Genomic DNA, 20,310 nt, shown 5'->3' on the forward strand with positions numbered 1-20,310 from the left:
CCGAAGGTGTTTTGAGAGAAATTAGAGAGAAAGAGTAAATTTTCAGCTTAGTTCAGGATTAGATTGATGGTTATGCGAGAGCATGACGGTCAATAAACAGAATTTGCCTGGCGGCCGTAGCGCGGTGGTCCCACCTGACCCCATGCCGAACTCAGAAGTGAAACGCCGTAGCGCCGATGGTAGTGTGGGGTCTCCCCATGCGAGAGTAGGGAACTGCCAGGCATCAAATTAGCAGTAATGGTCAGTAATACGAGGCAGTTCACTACTCTCAGAGAGTAGGACTGACGAACCGAAAGGTGAGTCTGAACGCTGCGAAGCAGCGGCCCGTAGGGTGAACGCAAGTTCATCAACTGCCAGGCATCAAATTAAGCGTGCTGATATGGCTCAGTTGGTAGAGCGCACCCTTGGTAAGGGTGAGGTCCCCAGTTCGACTCTGGGTATCAGCACCAGTTTTTAGGTTTAAGTTCGGCACGTAGAAAAGAATTTGCCTGACGGCCGTAGCGCGGTGGTCCCACCTGACCCCATGCCGAACTCAGAAGTGAAACGCCGTAGCGCCGATGGTAGTGTGGGGTCTCCCCATGCGAGAGTAGGGAACTGTCAGGCATCAAATAAAACAAAAAACCTCAGCTTATTAGCTGGGGTTTTTTGTTTTTTGTTTTCTGAATTCGGAAAACACCATAAAAAAGGCCGCATCAGCGGCCTTTGTCGTTTAATGGATAACCTGAGACAAGAAAGCTCGCGTTCTTTCTGATTTCGGATGGGCAAAAAACTCTTCAGGCGGGGCCTGTTCTACGATCTCTCCGCGATCCATAAAGATAACCCGGTCAGCTACGGTGCGGGCAAAACCCATTTCGTGCGTGACGCAGAGCATTGTCATGCCGGATTCTGCCAGCCCTATCATGGTGTCCAACACTTCTTTCACCATTTCCGGGTCAAGTGCCGAAGTTGGCTCGTCAAAAAGCATGATTTTGGGTTTCATACACAGTGAGCGGGCAATGGCCACACGTTGCTGCTGGCCTCCCGATATTTGCCCTGGGAATTTATGCGCGTGTTCGGAGATTCTCACTCGCTCGAGATAATGCATCGCCAGCGCCTCGGCCTCTTTCTTAGGCATCTTACGAACCCAGACAGGGGCCAGAGTGCAGTTCTGCAGGACGGTTAAATGCGGGAACAGGTTAAAGTGCTGGAAGACCATGCCGACTTCGGTACGGACTTTTTCTATATTCCGCAGATCGTCATTCAGCTCTGTTCCATCGACGACAATACGCCCCTGCTGATGCTCTTCAAGATGGTTGATGCAGCGAATCGTGGTGGATTTTCCGGAGCCCGATGGCCCGCACAATACGATACGCTCACCCTGCTTCACATTGAGATTAATGTCTTTTAAAACATGGAATTGACCATACCACTTATTCACGTTTTCCAGCGTGATCATCGTGTCGGCAGCCTGCGGTGTCATTTTACTCATGATAATCCTTAGTGCGGCGTACGGCCGGTGTGGAAGCGCTTTTCCAGATGCTGGCTATAGCGCGACATGCTAAAACAGAAAATCCAATAGACGATGGCGGCAAAGACGTAGCCTTCTGTCGACATCCCCAGCCAGGCCGGATCAACCGTTGCCTGCTGGACGCTACTGAACAGATCGAACAGGCCGATGATGATCACCAGACTGGTATCTTTGAACAGCGCAATAATCGTGTTTACCAGACCCGGGATCACCAGCTTTAGCGCCTGCGGTAATATCACTAATCCTTGCGTCTTCCAGTAGCCGAGAGCCAGTGACTCCGCTGCCTCATATTGCCCTTTCGGCAAAGCCTGCAGCCCGCCGCGAACCACCTCTGCGACATAGGCAGACTGGAACAAAATCACCCCGACCAGCGCCCGAATCAGTTTATCGATGGTGGTGCCTTCCGGGAGAAATAGCGGCAGCATCACCGAAGACATAAAGAGCACCGTAATCAGCGGTACACCACGCCAAAATTCGATAAACATTATCGAGAGCACTCTCACTACCGGCATGCGTGAACGCCTGCCCAGCGCCAGCAAAATACCCAGCGGTAATGCTCCTGCAATGCCGACCGATGCCACGATCAGGGTGAGCGTTAAGCCGCCCCAGAGACGTGTTTCAACACGTTCCAGACCTAAAAAGCCACCGTACATCAGCCACCAGACGACGACCGGATAAGCTACTGCCCAGCAGGCAATATAGCGGCCGCGATGAGGGAGCGATTTCCAGAACATGACCGCAACGGAAAGCAGCCCAATGATAAGCGCAAGGTTGATTCGCCAGCGCCACTCGTGAGGGTAAAGCCCGTACATGAACTGGCCGAAACGTTCGTGGATAAACACCCAGCATGCCCCGCCTTTAGTGCAGTCGGCTCTGGTCTCGCCTACCCAGTTCGCCTGGAAAACTGCCCAGTTCAGCAGCGGAGGGATAAGCACCCACATCAAGCTGAAACACAGCAGCGTAAGCAGGGTATTCAACCAGCTGGAGAAGAGGTTTTTACGCATCCATCGCCAGACTCGCTCTGCAGAGTTGCCTGTCGGGCGGGCACTGTGCGCCTTCAGAACTTTAATCATCGACATTCCTTAGCGCTCAACCAGGGCAATACGGCGGTTATAGACGTTCATCAGCAGCGAGATAACGAGGCTGATAACCAGATAAACGGACATTGTGATAGCGATGGTTTCGATTGCCTGTCCCGTCTGGTTCAGTACGCTACCGGCAAACAGAGAGACCATATCCGGATAACCAATCGCCGCCGCCAGAGAGGAGTTTTTGACGATGTTCAGATACTGGCTGGTCAATGGCGGGATAATGACTCTCAGCGCCTGAGGCACGATCACCTGCCGCAGCGTCACCTGCTTAGGCAAACCGAGGGACAGGGCGGCTTCATGCTGGCCATAAGGGACCGATTGAATACCCGAGCGAATGATTTCGGCAATAAAGACCGAGGTATAGACCGAAAGCGCCAGCGTTAAAGCCGCGAGTTCAGGGATAAGCACAATCCCGCCGCGGAAGTTAAAGCCGTGCAGAGCGGGAATATCCCAATGCAACGCCGCGCCGAAGATCAAATGTGCAATGAGGGGCAGGGCAACGATCAGCGCGATCGTCACGGGCCAGGTACGACGAATTTGCCCGGTCTTCATCTGATGCATTTTGTTATAGCGATACAGTCCCGCAGAGACGAGAAGCGCAAGCAGCACGGCAGCAGAAAATGCCAGCAGGCCTTCCCCTATAACCGGGGCCGGAAGAGACAGCCCGCGATTGCTCAAATACATCAGGCTGAAAGCATCCAAAGCCTGGCGTGGGCCCGGCAGATTACGCAGAACGGCAAAGTACCAGAAGAAAATTTGCAGCAGCGGGGGGATGTTGCGAAACGTCTCTATATAAAAGGTAGAAAGCTTACGCACCAGCCAGTTATCAGAGAGCCGTGCCAGGCCCACAAAGAAGCCAATAAACGTGGCAAACACGATACAGAGTACGGAGACCAGCAGGGTATTCAGGAGCCCGACAACGAAGACTTTTCCGTAGGTGTCCCCCTGGTCGTAGTCAATCAGATGCTGGACGATGCCAAATCCGGCGGCGCGATCGAGAAAGGCAAAGCCGGAGGTAATACCGCGGCTATCCAGATTGGTGATGGTGTTGTGAATCAGATAAACGGCCACGCCAATCACAAAACTAATGGCGACTATCTGATACAGCCAGGCGCGAACCGAAGGGTTAGAAAAAGATAAGTCGGCCTTCACGGCTGGGCGGTGATGACGCATAAGCAAACCTCAGTAACAGGAACATAGATCCTGGGCACCGCACCGAGCAGTGCCCTGTTCTGGTATTTCGCTTAGCGAACCGGCGGGGCGTACTGAATACCGCCGTTGTTCCACAGGTTGTTCTGGCCACGTTTGATTTTCAGCGGACTTTGGGCCCCGACGTTGCTCTCGAAGATCTCTGCGTAGTTACCTACCTGCTTCACGATGTTGTAGGCCCACTTGTTATCCAGCTTCAGGTCTTTGCCGAAATCGCCTTCTTTCCCTAGCAGGTGAGCCATATCGGGCGTGGTTGGGTTAGCGGCCATCTGGTCAACGTTTTTAGAGCTGATGCCCATCTCTTCGGCATTCAACATGGCAAACAGCGTCCAGCGCACAATAGAGAACCAGTCATCGTCGCCGCGGCGGACAACAGGCCCGAGAGGCTCTTTAGAGATAACTTCTGGCAGGACGAGCCATTCGGCCGGGTTGCTGAGCTTGATGCGCAGGGCATACAGCTGGGACTGATCTGAGGCCAGGGTATCGCAGCGCCCGGACTCCAGTGCTTTTGCCGACTCATCTGAGCGGTCAAATGTCACCGGCGTGTACTTCATGTTATTGGCTTTGAAGTAGTCGGCGACGTTCAGCTCGGTATCCGTTCCTGCCTGAATGCATACGGTTGCGCCGTCGAGCTCTTTAGCACTCTTCAGGCCGGCTTTATTGTGGGTCAGGAAGCCGATGCCGTCGTAATATGTGACGCCGGTAAAGACCATCCCCATGCCTGCGTCACGAGAGGAAGTCCAGGTGGTGTTACGGGAAAGAATATCGACCTCGCCGGACTGCAGCGCAGTAAAACGTTCTTTCGCCGTCAGCGGGGTGTATTTGACTTTAGAAGCATCGCCGAACACGGCCGCCGCCACGCCGCGGCAAACATCTACGTCGATACCGGTAAATTTGCCGCTGCCGTCAGCGTAAGAAAAGCCCGGCAGGCCGTCACTGATCCCGCATTGCACGAAGCCCTTCTTTTTTACGGCATCCAGCGTGGTGCCTGCATGAGCCTGATTAGCCATCGCGAACAGCGTACCGGTAGCGACCAGAGTGGCGATCATCATCTTCTTCATAAATGCATCCTGTGTGGCGAAATTATCGTTATTGGCGTAATGGCGTCCGGGAGACGCCGTATCCCTGTTCGTAGCAAATGCCCGAGTCATATTCGGTAAAGCAAAGGGGATGCCAGGTTTACGCGGAGTGTCGGATGCAGGAGACGGCTGAAATAAATGAAGAGAGCGAACGGTGAACGCTCCGAAAGAGTGCAATACTGCAACTAACGGCGCATTTCAGAGCAAAATGATTCAGATGTTGCAGGAAGAATAAACAAAAAAGCGCGAGAGGCTCGCGCTTTGATATGAAGAAAGGCTTATTTGGTTAACGCCACGATACCCAGGGCAACGCCTGCCACGGCGGCAGTGCCGGCGGCAATTGCGCCTGCGGTTTCCCAGTTATCCTGGGTGGTGCCTTTCATACAGGTATTGGTGTGCACCAGGCGTCCCTGGTCATCATAGACCGGTACGCAAGGAGACTCGGTCGCGCAGCCTGCCAGAAACGTGGTGAGCAACGCAGCGGCGATGAATTTAGTCATTTTGGACCTCGTTTGAACCAAACGCCGGAACAGGGATCGCTCTCGTAGGTGCCCATAAAGGTACGAAGCTTTCTCGGATGCTGTGCCGGAGTGAATGTGGCTATTTTACCACTGCGTATCAGACCACAGGATTGGGGAATAATTGCAAAGCGTGTGCAGTGTAAACAAAGTGAAGGAAATAGCTCAGCAGCGGCAAATGATGATGAAAAACGTCAGGTCTCAGGTGAATAAAAGAAAAAAGGCGCTTCCCCATGCCGGTTCGCGCCTTTTCACAACACTCGCTGATTAGTATCAGTTCATGCCGTATTTTTTCAATTTCTTACGCAGCGTACCGCGGTTGATGCCCATCATCAGGGCAGCACGGGTCTGGTTGCCACGGGTGTATTGCATCACCATGTCCAACAATGGCTGTTCTACTTCAGCCAGTACCAGCTCATACAGGTCGTTCACATCCTGACCGTTCAGTTGAGCAAAATAGTTCTTCAGTGCCTGTTTCACGGAATCACGCAGGGGTTTTTGGGTTACCTGATCCTGAGAGTTAACGGTAGAAACGGTCAGTACGTCAGAATTTACGCGTTGTTCGAACATAGTTCTGTCAGCTCTTTATTTCTGTTTACGCAAAATTTTCGAAGTATGCCTCCAACGCCTCCAGCTGTACGCTGGCATCCTCAATGGCGTTGAATGTGCGCCGAAACTGGTCATTTGGAGCGTGCTCCTGGAGATACCAGGAGACGTGTTTACGTGCAATTCGGTAACCTTTTACATCGCCATAAAAGCTATGCAGTTCCCGAATGTGCGAGCAAAGTAAGCGCTTCACCTCTGCCAGAGGCAAGGGCGGTAGCAGCTCTCCAGTGTCCAGATAATGCTGGATTTCCCGAAAGATCCAGGGTCTTCCCTGAGCCGCACGGCCTATCATCAGGGCATCAGCCCCCGTATAGTCAAGTACAGCTCTGGCTTTAAGCGGGTCAGTAATGTCACCATTCGCGATAATCGGAATGGAAACTTTCTGCTTAACTGCCCGAATGCTGTCGTATTCAGCATCGCCCTGGAATAAACAGGCGCGTGTGCGTCCATGAATTGTCAGAGCCTGAATCCCACAGTCTTCAGCCAGTTGGGCAATCTCTACACAGTTACGGTGCGCGGGCTCCCAGCCGGTACGAATTTTCAACGTCACAGGAACATCCACTGCCTTCACTACCGTCGTCACGATGTCCTTTACCAGACTCGGGTACTGCAGAAGGGCTGAACCTGCCAGCTTACGATTCACCTTTTTTGCCGGACAACCCATATTGATATCAATAATCTGGGCGCCATTAGCCACGTTTATACGCGCGGCTTCTGCCATCTCTTCAGGTACGCTACCGGCAATTTGCACGGTGCGAATACCCGGTTCATCCACATGTACCATCCGTAAACGGGACTTATCGCTCGCCCAAACTTCTGGGTTAGAGGACATCATCTCGGAAACGGTTAACCCTGCTCCCATCTCGTAGCACAGCGTCCTGAATGGTCTGTCAGTAATGCCAGCCATAGGTGCTGCGATCAGGCGATTTCTGAGCTGGTGGTGTCCGATGCGCATGAGTTAAGAAATGACCATACTGTGCCTGCAAGGCGGCGTATATTACGCATTTTTTGCACGAGATGAAAGGCCAAACTTTGAACAATCCTCTGTCACAGATCAATGAAGCGGCAACAAGCGCGGCCTTAATTGGTAATTAATTCATTTAATCAGTGGGTTAGGATTTTTCGTTTATTTCGTGTTGTTTTAAATTTTCCTGAAAGTTAGCAGAAATATGCTGTCTGACAGAGTGTTTTTACCATATAAACCGCTGTTTTTATGGTCAGTTTTGGGTTTTTTATGCGAACAAGCTCTCATTTTTGGATGCTGATTGCCCACTAAAACTGGCTAAAAACGACACACGGCAGCAGCGCCGTATGCCGTTATTTTCATCAGCTGTGCTTACGACCGGTGATGCGGCACCACTCTTCTTTTTCCGCGACAGGGTCGAGGGTGAATTTATCAGCGTAAGCTTCGCAAACGCCTTCGGCCTGGCTGGCCAGTACGCCAGAAAGGCCCAGGAAACCGCCCTCAACCGGCAGCACGCTGATTAACGGCGCTAACTCACGTAAAGGGCCTGCGAGGATGTTGGCGACCACCACGTCGGCGCTCATGGCTTCTGGCTGGTCTTTTGGCAGGTAAAGCTCAAGACGCTCTGAAACGCCGTTGCGTTCGGCGTTGTCACGGCTGGCCTGAATCGCCTGTGGGTCGATATCAATGCCGATGGCTTTTGCGGCACCCAATTTCAGGGCGGCAATGGCCAGGATCCCGGAGCCGCAGCCGAAGTCGATAATGGTTTTGCCGGCCAGGTCCAGGCCGTCGAGCCATTCGAGGCACAGCGAGGTCGTTGGGTGAGTTCCGGTGCCAAACGCCAGGCCCGGATCGAGCATCACGTTGACGGCGTTTTCGTCCGGCACATCACGCCAGCTTGGGCAAATCCACAGGCGTTCGCCAAAGCGCATCGGGTGGAAGTTATCCATCCATTCGCGCTCCCAGTCTTTGTCTTCCAGCTGCTCCACTTTGTGGTGGAAGCCCTGGCCCAGCAAAGGACAGTTCTCCAGCATAGCCACGACTTCTTCCATGTCGGTTTCTGCGTCATACAGGCCGATAACGTCGGTGTCGCCCCAAAGGCGGGTTTCGCCAGGCAGCGGCTCAAAGACCGGCGTGTCGTGGGTGTCCTGGAAGGTGACGGAAACCGCTCCGCTTTCAATCAGCGCATCGCCCAGGCTTTCAGCGTTGCCGCCGGTGGTGTTAATTTTCAGTTGGATCCATGGCATGGCGAAACTCTTTATTTATCAGTAGTGGAAACAAGAAGGGGTTCCGGAACGGTATGACCAAATCGGTTACCTATCAGGAACGCCAGCAAGCTTAATAGCAGCGACGGCACAATCGGGTGGAAGCCGAAGAGCTGGAGGCTGAAGCTGGCGAGCACCGCGTACAGCACGCCGCCGACAATCATGCCGCTTAGCGCGCCTGCGGCGTTGGCTTTCTCCCAGTAGAGGCCCAGCACCAGCGGCCACAGGAAAACGGCCTCAAGGCCGCCGAAGGCCAGCAGGTTGAGCCAGATAATCATCTCCGGCGGGCGCCAGGCTGCCAGCATCATCAGCAGGCCCAGCACCAGCGTCGTGGTAGTGGAGATGCGCTTCAGGCGGCTTTCATGACGAATTTTAGCCGGACTTGCACTGAGCCACAGGTCTTTCACGATTGTCGCCGATGCCTGCAGCAGGTGCGCGTTAACGTTGGACATAATGGCGGCCATTGGCGCGGCCAGGAATAACCCAGCTGCCCACGGGGGAAGAACCTGCATCATCAGGGTTGGGATCACCAGGTCTGGCACCGTCAGCCCCGGAATAACCGCTCTGCCCAGCGCGCCGGCAAGGTGCATGCCCAGCATAAGAATGGCGACCACAATGGTGCCGATAATAATTCCGCGGTGTACGGCCTTACTGTCCTTATAGGAGATACAGCGCACCGCCGTGTGCGGCAGGCCGATAACGCCGAAACAGACCAGCACCCAGAAGGACGTCATAAAGGTTGGCGTCAGAATATCGCCCGCGCCCTGCGGGCTCACCAGTTTCGGATCGATATGCTCTAACGTCTGTACCGCGTTCCCTAATCCGCCCGCGGCGTGAACAACGCCAACCAGCAGAACGATGGTGCCTATCAGCATCACCATGCCCTGCATGGTGTCGTTGAGTACGCTGGCGCGGAAGCCGCCGAAGGCGGTATACAGGGCGATGGTTATCCCGAAAATCAGCAGGCCGGTTTCGTATTTTATGCCCGCTGCCGTTTCCAGCAGCCTTGCGCCACCGATGAACTGCACGGCAATTGCGCCCACAAAGGCGACCAGCAGGCTGACGCTGGCAATCCAGACGACGGCCCGATTCTGATAGCGAGCCTGCAGCATGTCGTTGAGGGTAATGGCGTTATAGCGGCGCGCCAGGATGGCGAACTTTTTCCCCAGGATCCCCAGAGAAAGCCAGATCGTCGGGATCTGAATCATCGCCAGCAGCACCCAGCCGAGGCCGTATTTATAGGCGGCGCCAGGCCCGCCAATAAACGAACTGGCGCTGATATAGGTGGCGGTGAGCGTCATTGCCAGCACAAAACCGCCCATCGAACGGCTCCCGAGGAAATACTCGCTCAGGAAAGTGCCGGAGCTGCGTTGGCGCATGGCGTAGAAGGAGAGACCAAAGACCGCTATCAGGTAGACAACCAGCACGGCAATGACTTCATTTTGCATGGTCATCTCCCAGAGGAATATCGCGGAAAATGGTTTTCACCATCAGCCAGCAAAGCAGGTTAAACAGCAGCGGCACCAGCAGGCAGGCCATCTCGAACCAGTGCGGTAACCCGGTGATGCCCTGGGCATTATCAGGTAAGTAAGCAGCCACTAACCACGCGGCAAGATAAAGCAGGGTCAGCCAGAGCGCCCAGCGCGCTTCTTTATGGGCCTGAACAAAACGCTTGTCCATTTTTGTCCCTTGAGTTCGCGGAAAGCGGGGATTGTAACGCATCCATCCAGCGGGGGAATACAAAAAGAAAAGGCCGGAGATCCGGCCTTTTGTCGACATGTTCAACGGAAACTTAGTGCTGAAGACCGAGTTTCTTCTCCAGATAGTGGATGTTAGTTCCACCGTGCTGGAAGTTTTCGTCGTTCATGATTTTGGTCTGCAGCTCGATGTTGGTTTTGATGCCATCGATAATCAGTTCCGCCAGGGCGTTTTTCATGCGGGCAATAGCCACTTCACGCGTTTCGCCGTAGCAGATGAGCTTCCCAATCATTGAATCGTAGTACGGCGGTACGGTGTAGCCGGCGTAGATATGCGATTCCCAACGCACGCCAAAACCACCAGGCGCATGGAAGCGCGTGATTTTGCCCGGGCTTGGCAGGAAGGTGTTCGGGTCTTCGGCGTTGATACGGCATTCCACCGCATGGCCGGTAACGTGAACGTCTTCCTGTTTGATGGACAGCGGCTGACCGGCAGCAATGCGCAGCTGCTCTTTGATCAGGTCCACGCCGGTGATCATTTCGGTAACCGGGTGTTCTACCTGAATACGGGTGTTCATTTCGATGAAATAGAACTCGCCGTTTTCGAACAGGAACTCGAAGGTCCCTGCGCCGCGGTAGTTAATGTCGATACAGGCTTTTGCACAGCGGTCGCCGATGAATTTACGCAGCTCAGGCGTGATGCCCGGCGCTGGCGCTTCTTCAACAACTTTCTGGTGGCGGCGCTGCATGGAGCAGTCACGCTCGGCCAGATAGATAGCATGACCCTGGCCGTCGGCCAGCACCTGAATCTCGATATGGCGTGGGTTCTCGAGGTATTTCTCCATGTAAACCATGTCGTTGTTGAAAGCCGCTTTGGCTTCCGCACGGGTCATGTTGATGGATTGCTCGAGTTCCGCGTCGCCGCGCACTACGCGCATGCCACGACCGCCGCCGCCGCCGGACGCTTTGATAATAACCGGGTAGCCGATGCGTTTCGCATGGGCACGGTTTTTATCCATGTCGCCGTCCAGTGGGCCGTCAGAGCCTGGTACCGTCGGTACGCCAGCCTGCTTCATCGCGGTGATCGCGGAAACTTTGTCGCCCATCAGGCGGATAGTTTCAGCTTTCGGACCGATGAAGATAAAGCCGGAGCGCTCAACCTGCTCGGCAAAGTTGGCGTTTTCAGACAGGAAGCCATAGCCCGGGTGAATCGCTACCGCGCCGGTGATTTCCGCCGCGGAGATGATGGCCGGGATGTTCAGATAGCTTTTTACGGACGGAGCCGGGCCGATACAGACCGTCTCATCCGCCAGTAATACGTGTTTCAGATCGCGATCCGCGCTTGAGTGCACGGCGACGGTCTTGATGCCCAGTTCTTTACAGGCACGAAGAATACGCAGGGCAATCTCGCCGCGGTTGGCGATGACAATTTTATCCAGCATGTTCGCCTCGTTACTCGATGACGACCAGCGGCTCGTCAAATTCTACCGGCTGACCATTTTCAATCAGAATCGCTTTCACCACACCGGCTTTATCAGATTCGATCTGGTTCATCATTTTCATTGCTTCAACGATGCACAGGGTATCGCCAACGTTAACTTTCTGGCCCACTTCCACGAACGCTTTTGCGTCAGGGCTTGGGGTACGGTAGAAGGTACCGACCATTGGGGAACGTACGATGTGACCACTGACTTCAGCAGCTGCAGGGGCTTCCATGGCTGGGGTTGCGGCTGGCGCAACGGCCTGGGCCAGACCCGGTTGTGGCTGAGGCTGGTACATTGGCGCAGCGTAGGCCTGTTGCATCATTGGGAAACCAGCGTTTGCCGGTGAGCGGCTGATACGTACAGACTCTTCGCCTTCAGAAATTTCCAGTTCAGCGATGCCTGATTCTTCAACCAGCTCGATCAGTTTTTTAATCTTACGAATATCCATGAGTGGGTTCCGTACTCTTTGTTTAGATGGATTTTGACAGGCGTTTTACCGCCGTCTGTAGTGCATATGAATAGCCATCAGCGCCTAATCCGCAGATCACGCCGACGGCCTTATCTGAAAGATATGAATGATGGCGAAACGGTTCACGTGCGTGCACATTGCTGAGGTGAATCTCGATAAACGGGATATCCACCGCCAGTAACGCATCGCGCAGCGCAACGCTGGTATGCGTGAACGCGGCCGGATTAATCAGGATAAAGTCGACAGTGTCTTTGGCCTGATGAATTCGGTCAATCAACGCATACTCCGCGTTAGATTGCAGGTGGCTGAGCGTTACGCCAAGGTTTGTTGCCTCTGCCTCAAGCGTGTTAACAATTTCTGCTAACGTTTGGTGGCCGTACTTGTCCGGCTCCCGCGTGCCCAGCATGTTCAGATTAGGGCCATTCAAAAGCAAAATGTGAAATTCACCCGACATCGTGCTGCCATCTCCTGCAATTAGTAGGCAATTTACAAAATATACCTAAGTTTTCCGGTTGTCACCTTTTCGAGCCGAAAATGGGCGTCAGAAAAAACCGAAGTCGCACATTATAACGATTTCGTAGCATTTGGCAGCTAAATACTGGTCTTATCAGGGAAGATGATCAACCGGTATCCGGAGAACGGTACCGATTGATGTTTTTTCTGCGGAGAAGCACACGCTCTGTGGCTAGCGCCACCACTGGCGAAACTTCTTGTAGCGAAGTGCAAGAAGGATGATAGCGCCCAGCGCATAAAGCAAGGGCTGAGGGGACAAAATCTTAACCGACCAAAGGAAATGAATCGGCGCGAGGATCGCCACCAGATAGACGAAGTTATGCAGTTTCTGCCAACGGGCGCCTAAAAAACGCTGTGCCCGCTGGGTGGACGTGACGGCCAGCGCCAGCAGGATAATCCAGCAGATGATGCCCAGCGTCAGGTAAGGGCGGCTCACCAACTCCTGGCCAAGCAGGCCAAGATTGCTTATTCCCAGCTCCAGCAGCGAATAGCTGGTGAGATGCAGCGTCGCCCAGACAAAGCACCAGACGCCCAGCAGGCGGCGGGTACGAATCAATAGCGGCTGTTTAGCGTAGCGTGCCAGCGGCGTAATCAGCAGCGTTGCCAGCAGCAGTTTCAGCGCCATTCTGCCGGTAAAATGCTGGATATCTTTCGCCGGATCGGCGCTGAAAAGTCCCTGGCTTGCCGCGTAAAACAGCCAGACGAAGGGCAGGAAAGCGGCGAGATGAAGCGCCACTTTGAGCCAGGTTATCTGTTTTACCGTCAGTCTCACTCAGAAGTTCTCCTTCAGATTAAGACCGCGATAAAGCGAAGCTACCTGGTCAGCGTAGCCGTTAAACAGCAGCGTCGGCTGGCGCTTAACGTCCAGTACACCACCCGAGCCGATAAAGCGCTCCGAGGCCTGAGACCAGCGAGGATGATCGACGTGAGGGTTCACGTTCGCGTAGAAACCATATTCATTCGGTGCGGCAAGGTTCCAGGTCGTCGGCGGCAGTTCGCTGACCAGCTTGATGCTGACGATAGATTTAATGCCCTTAAACCCGTATTTCCACGGCACAGTGAGGCGTATCGGCGCGCCGTTTTGCGGCGGCAATGCCTTACCGTAAACGCCCACCGTTAGCAGCGTAAGCGGATGCATCGCTTCATCCAGCCGCAATCCTTCTACATAAGGATATTGCAGGCCACCGCCGATGAACCGGTCTTTCTGCCCGGGCATTTGTTCCGGGTCATTAAGCGTTTCAAAGGCAACGTACTTTGCGTTGCTGGTGGGCTCAACCATCGCCAGCAGCTTATGGAGCGGGAAGCCAATCCACGGCACGACCATCGACCAGGCCTCAACGCAGCGCATGCGGTAAATGCGTTCTTCGAGCGGGAAGCGTTTATACAGATCGTCGTGATCCAGCGTCATGGGTTTAGCCACCTCGCCGCTGATTTTGATCTGCCACGGATCGGTTTTCAGCCCGCCGGCGTTAGCGGCAGGATCGGCCTTATCCAGCCCAAATTCGTAGAAGTTGTTGTAGCCGGTAACCTTGTCTTCCGGGGTCAACGCCAGCTTTGCCTGATACTCTTCTGGTTTACTGAACGTCAGGGGTTTGCCGGAAGGTGCCGCCGGGCGATCGTTACCTTTGAACCAGGAAAGAATATTGGCGTTTGCGGTTTGGGGGAGCGACAGGGCGGCAGCGCTGATGCCCAAAGCCTTCAGCACCTGGCGGCGCTTCATCATAAACACGGATTCTGGCGTAACGTCGGCTTCGGTGAGCCGGGTGACCTTTTTCATGACGTTCTCCTCGTAGCGATAGCCTAAGCATGACCGAGAGAAAGCGTTCCGGCGAATATGTCACGAAAAATTGAAATTTGAGGAGCGACAGAATGTCACTCCTCAGGCGGTATCAGCGTACTTTTACCAGGGTTCTTCCCTGAATGGCGTTGTTAATGATGTCGCTGGCGTACTTTGGTGCGTCTGCAAGGCCAATTTCGGTGGTCGCCTGCTGATAAAATGATTCAGGCAGGTCGCGTACCAGGCGTGCCCAGGCGGCGGCACGGCGTTCCGGCGGCGTCATCACCGAATCCACGCCCTGCAGGCGAACGTTACGCAGGATAAACGGCATCACGGTGGTTGGCAGCGCGAAGCCACCGGCTAAACCACAAGCTGCCACGCAACCGCCGTAGTTCATCTGCGCCAGGACTTTCGCCAGCACTTTATCGCCCACGGTATCCACGGCACCGGCCCACAGCTGTTTTTCCAGTGGACGTGTTTCGGCAAACTCGTCGCGGCCCAGAATGCGGTCAGCGCCAAGGCTCTTGAGGTAATCGTGTGTGCTCTCGCGGCCGGACACGGCGGCCACTTTATATCCCAGCTTGTGCAGCAGGGCGACCGCGGTGCTGCCCACTCCGCCGCTTGCGCCGGTCACGACTATTTCACCGCTTTCTGGCGTCACGCCCGCGTCTTCCAGCGCCATAACGCAAAGCATGGCGGTAAAACCGGCGGTACCGATGATCATCGCTTTACGCGCGTCTAAACCTTCCGGTATAGCAACCAGCCAGTCACCGTTGACACGGGCGGCCTGTGCGAGACCACCCCAATGGTTTTCCCCTACGCCCCAGCCGGTAAGTAATACCGCCTGACCAGGCTGGAAGCGAGCGTCTTCGCTGGCGTGGACTTTGCCTGCAAAGTCGATACCCGGCACCATCGGGAAATTACGGATAATTTTGCCTTTGCCGGTGATGGCCAGCGCGTCTTTATAGTTCAGGCTGGAGTAATCAATTTCCACCGTAACGTTGCCTTCAGGCAGCGTGGCGAGCTCAATAGTTTTTACCGCGGCCACGGTTTGGCCTTCGGACTGTTCCAGGATTAATGCCTGCATGGGCGCTCCTCGGTCGGTAGCAATGGGAAAAAAATCTTAGCAGACTATACTCCGATACTGATGTGAAGAGCCGACTTACCGCAATAAATGCTCAGAAATTCCCGAGGGGTTTCGTTTGCCTGGGGTCGACCTTTGCTATTTAATGCTTCCTCCTTTGGGGCCCATGATGAGTGTGGTTAATTTTCACTAACCGGAGTTAACACAAGGATGCGATTAACGACGAAACTCTCAGCTTTTATCACCCTTCTCACCGGGCTTGCGATTATCGTAACGCTGGTGGGGTGCCTGTTAAGCTTCTATAACTCGGTCCATGATAAAACTCAGCAGCGTATCCTGACCGTTGCCACCATTATTGATAATCAGCTGGTTTCACATTCACCCCAGCAGCTCGCGGATCGCTTCAGCGAACTGATGATGCCGGTTGATATTACGGAAATTCGCCTGCTGGCGGATAAAAGCTACCTTTTCCTGCACGCTTTACCCGAGGGCTATCGCCCGACGGGCACGCAATACACCTACCGCACCCTCAATGTTGCCCTGATGAAGCACCCAGGGATGACCCTGAATTTGACCTATCGTGACCCGATTTCCGTCTACTACCACGCGATGTTTACCACTACGCCATTGACTGCGGCGGTCGCTTTTATGCTGGGGGTTCTGTTCATTGCAGGGCGCTGGCTCAAGCGTCAGCTTTCAGGGCAGGAGCTTTTAGAAATAAGGGCCGGGAAAATCATTAGCGGGGAACGTGGGGCGGAGGTTCGCGGCACCGTGCATGAGTGGCCGCCGCTGGTGAGCAGCGCGCTGGATACCTTACTTTCAGATTTGCAAAGCGCCGGCGAGCAGCGCAGCCGTGTGGATACCCTGATCAGGGCCTTTGCCGCTCAGGACATTAAAACCGGGCTGAATAATCGCCTGTTCTTTGATAACCAGCTGGCAACGCTGCTGGAAGGCCAGGAGCAGGTCGGCGCCCACGGCGTGGTGATGATTATTCGCCTGCCGGATTTCGAGCTATTAAAAGAGACCTGGGGCAACGGCCCGGTAGAAGAATATTTATTCACTTTGGTGAACCTGCTCTCAACCTTTGTGATGCGCTATCCCGGCGCTCTGCTGGCTCGCTATTTCCGCAGCGATTTTGCGGTTCTGCTGCCGCACCGTACCCTAAAAGAGGCCGACGGTATCGCCAGCCAACTGCTGAATTCCGTCGATGCGCTGCCGCCAACCCGCATGGTCGATCGGAGCGATATGCTGCACATCGGCATTTGCGCCTGGCGCAGTGGGCAGACAAAAGAACAGGTGATGGAACATGCGGAAATCGCCACCCGCAATGCCGCTTTCCAGGGGGCAAACAGCTGGTCAGTCTACGACGACAAGCTGCCGGAGCAGGGGCGAGGCAACGTGAAGTGGCGCACCTTGCTTGAGCAAATCCTGAAGCAAGGCGGCCCACGTTTTTACCAGAAACCTGCGGTCGATCGCGACGGTGCCGTTCTTCACCGTGAAATCATGTGCCGTATTTTTGACGGCGAGCAGGAAGTCTTGTCGGCAGAGTATATGCCGATGGTCAGGCAGTTCGGTTTGTCAGAGCAATATGATCGCCAGGTGGTGTCCCGGCTTTTGCCGCTGCTGAACTTCTGGCCGGAAGAAACGCTTGCGATTCAAATCACCGTCGACTCGTTGATCCGTGCCCCATTCCAGCGCTGGCTGCGTGATTCTCTGATGCAGTGCGAAAAATCGAAGCGCTCACGGATTCTTTTTGAACTTGCTGAGGCAGATGTATGTCAACACATCAGCCGTTTACAACATGTTGTTCGCTTAATCACCGCATTAGGGGCAAGGGTGGTGGTTATCCAGGCGGGGTTAACGGTGGTCAGCACAACCTATATTAAAGAGCTGGATGTGGAGTTGATCAAGCTGCATCCTGGTCTGGTCAGAAACATCGGCAAGCGTACCGAAAACCAGCTCTTTGTTAAGAGCCTGGTTGAGGCCTGTAACGGCACGCGAACCCGTGTTTTTGCTACGGGAGTGAGGACCCGAGGCGAATGGCAGACGCTGATTGATAACGGGGTGGCAGGGGCACAAGGTGATTTTATCGCCGCATCTCAGCCGCTTGACAGTAATGTGAAAAAATATTCACAAAGATACTCGGTTTAACCTGCCGTTTGCCATTATTTCACGTAGAATAACGCGCGCTGCATCTTAAGGGGGCTAGTCAGCCTGCCGGCCAGATTGTCGCAGCCGTTATGAACCGGTTTGCTGCTGTTAGCTGTTCGTTTATTCTACCGCGTTTGCTGCATTTCTGAACGCCACGTAGGAAGACGTTTCAAAAGTGTAACAGCCGTAGTGAACTGCACTATTTTTCACCGTTGCAGAACATTTTTGCGCCTTGTCGCTGTAGCGTGTGGTTGGTAAAGTAAGCGGATTTTGTATCCGCCCCAGCTTTCAGGATTATCCCTTAGTATGTTGAAAAAATTTCGTGGCATGTTTTCCAATGACCTGTCCATTGACCTGGGTACTGCGAATACCCTGATTTATGTGAAAGGACAAGGCATCGTACTGAATGAGCCCTCCGTCGTGGCCATTCGCCAGGACCGTGCCGGCTCGCCGAAAAGCGTTGCGGCCGTGGGCCATGATGCTAAACAGATGCTGGGCCGTACGCCGGGCAATATCGCGGCTATTCGTCCGATGAAAGACGGCGTTATCGCTGACTTCTTCGTGACCGAGAAAATGCTGCAGCACTTTATCAAACAGGTTCACAGCAACAGCTTCATGCGCCCAAGCCCGCGCGTGCTGGTGTGCGTGCCGGTAGGGGCTACCCAGGTTGAACGTCGTGCTATCCGTGAGTCCGCTCAGGGCGCCGGTGCACGTGAAGTATTCCTGATTGAAGAACCAATGGCTGCGGCAATTGGCGCAGGCCTGCCGGTTTCTGAAGCAACCGGCTCGATGGTTGTGGATATCGGTGGTGGTACCACCGAAGTGGCCGTTATCTCCCTGAACGGCGTGGTTTACTCCTCTTCCGTGCGCATCGGCGGCGACCGCTTTGATGAAGCCATTATTAATTATGTGCGCCGTAACTACGGTTCTCTGATTGGTGAAGCTACCGCTGAACGCATCAAGCACGAAATCGGTTCTGCCTACCCAGGCGACGAAGTGCGTGAAATCGAAGTTCGCGGTCGTAACCTGGCTGAAGGTGTTCCACGCGGCTTTACCCTGAACTCTAACGAAATCCTCGAAGCACTGCAGGAGCCACTGACCGGTATTGTTAGCGCGGTTATGGTTGCGCTGGAACAGTGTCCGCCAGAGCTGGCTTCCGATATCTCCGAACGCGGTATGGTACTGACCGGCGGTGGCGCATTGCTGCGTAACCTCGATCGCCTGCTGATGGAAGAGACGGGTATCCCGGTAGTAGTTGCAGAAGATCCACTGACCTGTGTTGCCCGCGGCGGCGGCAAGGCACTGGAAATGATCGACATGCACGGCGGCGACTTGTTTAGCGAAGAGTAACAGCCACAGGACAGGGGGAGCTTTCGGCTGCCCCTGCTTGCTGGTTTGGGAATACGCATAGCCTATGAAGCCAATTTTTAGCCGTGGCCCGTCGCTACAGATTCGCCTTATCCTGGCGGTGCTGGTGGCGCTTGGTGTCATTATCGCCGACAGCCGCCTCGGTATGTTCAGCCAGATTCGAACATACATGGATACTGCCGTCAGTCCTTTCTATTTTGTCTCTAATGGTCCCCGTGAATTACTCGACAGCGTGTCTCAGACGCTGGCCTCGCGCGACCAGCTTGAACTTGAAAATCGGGTTCTGCGTCAGGAGCTAATCCTGAAAAACAGTGAACTGCTGATGCTGGGTCAATACCGGCAGGAAAACGCGCGCCTGCGCGAGCTGCTGGGTTCTCCACTGCGTCAGGATGAGCAGAAAATGGTCACCCAGGTTATCTCTACCGTTAACGACCCTTACAGCGATCAGGTCGTTATCGATAAAGGCAGCGTCAACGGTGTTTACGAAGGCCAGCCGGTCATCAGCGATAAAGGCGTTGTCGGCCAGGTTGTCGCGGTCGCAAAACTGACCAGCCGGGTGCTGCTGATTTGTGATGCAACCCACGCGCTGCCGATTCAGGTACTGCGTAACGATATTCGCGTGATTGCCGCGGGTAACGGCTGTACTGACGATCTCCAGCTTGAGCATCTGCCAGCCAATACCGACATTCGCGTCGGTGACGTGCTGGTAACTTCCGGGCTCGGTGGCCGCTTCCCTGAAGGTTACCCGGTTGGGGTTGTATCATCGGTTAAGCTGGATACTCAGCGTGCCTATACCGTGATCCAGGCTCGTCCAACCGCCGGTCTGCAGCGTTTGCGTTACCTGCTGCTGCTGTGGGGTGCGGACAAAAACGGGTCGTCGCCAATGCCGCCTGAGGAAGTCCACCGCGTGGCCAATGAGCGCCTGATGCAGATGATGCCTCAGGTTCTGCCGCCGCCGGGTTCAATGGGCCCGCCAGCGCCGGTCCCTGCACCTGCCACCGGCATTACCCAGCCTGCTACGGGAGCACAGTAGTGGGAAGTTATCGTAGCCAGGGCCGTTGGGTTGTCTGGCTTTCATTTTTGATTGCCCTCCTGTTGCAGGTAATGCCCTGGCCGGATGACCTAAAGTTTTACCGGCCGGATTGGGTATTGTTGATTCTGCTTTACTGGATTTTAGCCCTGCCGCACCGCGTTAATGTTGGGACGGGTTTTGTTGTGGGTGCCATACTGGACTTGATCAGCGGCTCCACGCTTGGCGTACGCGCTCTATCATTAAGTATTGTGGCTTACCTGGTGGCGCTGAAATACCAGCTTTTCCGTAACCTCGCCCTTTGGCAGCAGGCGCTGGTCGTCATGCTGCTCTCGTTAGTTACCGACATCATTGTTTTCTGGTCAGAATTTTTAGTGATCAACGTCTCTTTCAGACCGGAAGTGTTCTGGAGTAGTGTAGTTAACGGTATCCTGTGGCCCTGGATTTTCCTGTTAATGCGCAAAGTTCGCCAGCAATTCGCTGTGCAATAAAAGGTAA

21 protein-coding genes, 1 tRNA gene and 2 rRNA genes are annotated in these 20,310 nt (G+C 54.4%); 8 read left to right on the forward strand and 16 right to left on the reverse strand.

Annotation, left to right across the window (positions count from 1 at the left end):
* Positions 1-106 precede the first annotated feature (106 nt).
* From rrf (HX778_RS05500) to rrf (HX778_RS05510), 3 genes are all read left to right on the forward strand, one after another.
* Positions 107-222 (forward strand): 5S ribosomal RNA (rrf, locus tag HX778_RS05500).
* A gap of 151 nt (positions 223-373) precedes the next feature.
* A tRNA-Thr gene (locus tag HX778_RS05505) sits at positions 374-449 on the forward strand.
* A gap of 38 nt (positions 450-487) precedes the next feature.
* Positions 488-603, forward strand: a 5S ribosomal RNA gene (gene rrf, locus HX778_RS05510).
* Between the two features lie 106 nt (positions 604-709).
* On the opposite strand, the gene HX778_RS05515 is transcribed toward rrf (HX778_RS05510), so the two are convergent.
* The 5 genes from HX778_RS05515 to HX778_RS05535 form a co-directional block, all read right to left on the reverse strand.
* The gene (locus HX778_RS05515; protein WP_176981486.1) at positions 710-1,468 is read right to left on the reverse strand and encodes an amino acid ABC transporter ATP-binding protein; all 759 of its coding nucleotides are present in this window, start codon (positions 1,466-1,468) and stop codon (positions 710-712) included.
* 8 nt (positions 1,469-1,476) lie between these two features.
* Positions 1,477-2,580 carry an amino acid ABC transporter permease gene (locus tag HX778_RS05520; protein WP_038478286.1) on the reverse strand — a complete coding sequence of 368 codons (1,104 nt, stop codon included), beginning with the start codon at positions 2,578-2,580 and terminating at the stop codon, positions 1,477-1,479.
* Between the two features lie 9 nt (positions 2,581-2,589).
* Complete coding sequence (locus tag HX778_RS05525; RefSeq protein WP_176981487.1) at positions 2,590-3,771, reverse strand: amino acid ABC transporter permease; 1,182 nt, start codon at positions 3,769-3,771, stop codon at positions 2,590-2,592.
* Between the two features lie 71 nt (positions 3,772-3,842).
* Complete coding sequence (locus HX778_RS05530; RefSeq protein WP_038478292.1) at positions 3,843-4,868, reverse strand: amino acid ABC transporter substrate-binding protein; 1,026 nt, start codon at positions 4,866-4,868, stop codon at positions 3,843-3,845.
* Positions 4,869-5,164: 296 nt separating this feature from the next.
* Positions 5,165-5,386, reverse strand: a complete 222-nt coding sequence (locus HX778_RS05535) for a hypothetical protein (RefSeq protein ID WP_038478295.1) — start codon at positions 5,384-5,386, stop codon at positions 5,165-5,167.
* Between the two features lie 96 nt (positions 5,387-5,482).
* Here HX778_RS05535 and HX778_RS25095 point away from each other — a divergent pair, with 96 nt between their 5' ends.
* Positions 5,483-5,617: a hypothetical protein gene (locus HX778_RS25095; RefSeq protein ID WP_255483344.1), complete on the forward strand. Its 135-nt coding sequence runs from the start codon at positions 5,483-5,485 to the stop codon at positions 5,615-5,617.
* Between the two features lie 60 nt (positions 5,618-5,677).
* On the opposite strand, the gene fis is transcribed toward HX778_RS25095, so the two are convergent.
* The 11 genes from fis to HX778_RS05590 form a co-directional block, all read right to left on the reverse strand.
* Entirely contained in the window at positions 5,678-5,974 is a 297-nt protein-coding gene (gene fis / locus HX778_RS05540; protein ID WP_000462905.1) for a DNA-binding transcriptional regulator Fis, read from the reverse strand.
* 25 nt (positions 5,975-5,999) lie between these two features.
* Positions 6,000-6,965 (reverse strand): tRNA dihydrouridine synthase DusB, encoded by a 966-nt coding sequence (gene dusB / locus HX778_RS05545; protein WP_038478305.1) that lies wholly within the window; start codon positions 6,963-6,965, stop codon positions 6,000-6,002.
* A gap of 371 nt (positions 6,966-7,336) precedes the next feature.
* Positions 7,337-8,221 carry a 50S ribosomal protein L11 methyltransferase gene (gene prmA, locus HX778_RS05550; RefSeq protein WP_176981488.1) on the reverse strand — a complete coding sequence of 295 codons (885 nt, stop codon included), beginning with the start codon at positions 8,219-8,221 and terminating at the stop codon, positions 7,337-7,339.
* 11 nt (positions 8,222-8,232) lie between these two features.
* Positions 8,233-9,687: a sodium/pantothenate symporter gene (panF, locus tag HX778_RS05555; RefSeq protein ID WP_176981489.1), complete on the reverse strand. Its 1,455-nt coding sequence runs from the start codon at positions 9,685-9,687 to the stop codon at positions 8,233-8,235.
* Positions 9,677-9,919 carry a YhdT family protein gene (locus HX778_RS05560; RefSeq protein ID WP_176981490.1) on the reverse strand — a complete coding sequence of 81 codons (243 nt, stop codon included), beginning with the start codon at positions 9,917-9,919 and terminating at the stop codon, positions 9,677-9,679. The genes panF and HX778_RS05560 overlap by 11 nt, the downstream gene beginning before the upstream one ends.
* A 112-nt stretch (positions 9,920-10,031) precedes the next feature.
* Complete coding sequence (accC, locus tag HX778_RS05565; RefSeq protein ID WP_038478317.1) at positions 10,032-11,378, reverse strand: acetyl-CoA carboxylase biotin carboxylase subunit; 1,347 nt, start codon at positions 11,376-11,378, stop codon at positions 10,032-10,034.
* Between the two features lie 10 nt (positions 11,379-11,388).
* Positions 11,389-11,868 (reverse strand): acetyl-CoA carboxylase biotin carboxyl carrier protein, encoded by a 480-nt coding sequence (gene accB, locus HX778_RS05570; protein ID WP_008454913.1) that lies wholly within the window; start codon positions 11,866-11,868, stop codon positions 11,389-11,391.
* A 22-nt stretch (positions 11,869-11,890) separates the two neighbouring features.
* Positions 11,891-12,343 carry a type II 3-dehydroquinate dehydratase gene (gene aroQ / locus HX778_RS05575; RefSeq protein WP_038478320.1) on the reverse strand — a complete coding sequence of 151 codons (453 nt, stop codon included), beginning with the start codon at positions 12,341-12,343 and terminating at the stop codon, positions 11,891-11,893.
* A 231-nt stretch (positions 12,344-12,574) separates the two neighbouring features.
* Positions 12,575-13,174: a protein-methionine-sulfoxide reductase heme-binding subunit MsrQ gene (gene msrQ, locus HX778_RS05580; RefSeq protein WP_038478322.1), complete on the reverse strand. Its 600-nt coding sequence runs from the start codon at positions 13,172-13,174 to the stop codon at positions 12,575-12,577.
* Positions 13,175-14,179 (reverse strand): protein-methionine-sulfoxide reductase catalytic subunit MsrP, encoded by a 1,005-nt coding sequence (msrP, locus tag HX778_RS05585; RefSeq protein ID WP_176981491.1) that lies wholly within the window; start codon positions 14,177-14,179, stop codon positions 13,175-13,177.
* A gap of 112 nt (positions 14,180-14,291) precedes the next feature.
* A complete protein-coding gene (locus HX778_RS05590) occupies positions 14,292-15,266 on the reverse strand; it encodes an MDR family oxidoreductase (protein ID WP_176981492.1) in 975 nt (324 codons plus the stop codon).
* Between the two features lie 207 nt (positions 15,267-15,473).
* On the opposite strand from HX778_RS05590, the gene csrD reads away from it, so the two are divergent.
* The 4 genes from csrD (at position 15,474) to mreD (ending at position 20,303) form a co-directional block, all read left to right on the forward strand.
* Positions 15,474-17,414, forward strand: coding sequence for an RNase E specificity factor CsrD (gene csrD / locus HX778_RS05595; RefSeq protein ID WP_176981493.1), 1,941 nt, complete (start codon positions 15,474-15,476; stop codon positions 17,412-17,414).
* A 306-nt stretch (positions 17,415-17,720) separates the two neighbouring features.
* Complete coding sequence (gene mreB, locus HX778_RS05600) at positions 17,721-18,764, forward strand: rod shape-determining protein MreB (protein ID WP_000913396.1); 1,044 nt, start codon at positions 17,721-17,723, stop codon at positions 18,762-18,764.
* Positions 18,765-18,828: 64 nt separating this feature from the next.
* Positions 18,829-19,815, forward strand: a complete 987-nt coding sequence (gene mreC, locus HX778_RS05605; protein WP_008454901.1) for a rod shape-determining protein MreC — start codon at positions 18,829-18,831, stop codon at positions 19,813-19,815.
* Positions 19,815-20,303 (forward strand): rod shape-determining protein MreD, encoded by a 489-nt coding sequence (mreD, locus tag HX778_RS05610; protein WP_016538424.1) that lies wholly within the window; start codon positions 19,815-19,817, stop codon positions 20,301-20,303. The genes mreC and mreD overlap by 1 nt, the downstream gene beginning before the upstream one ends.
* Positions 20,304-20,310 lie beyond the last annotated feature (7 nt).

Source organism: Cedecea sp. P7760 (assembly GCF_013386425.1).
GTDB lineage: Bacteria > Pseudomonadota > Gammaproteobacteria > Enterobacterales > Enterobacteriaceae > Cedecea > Cedecea selenatireducens.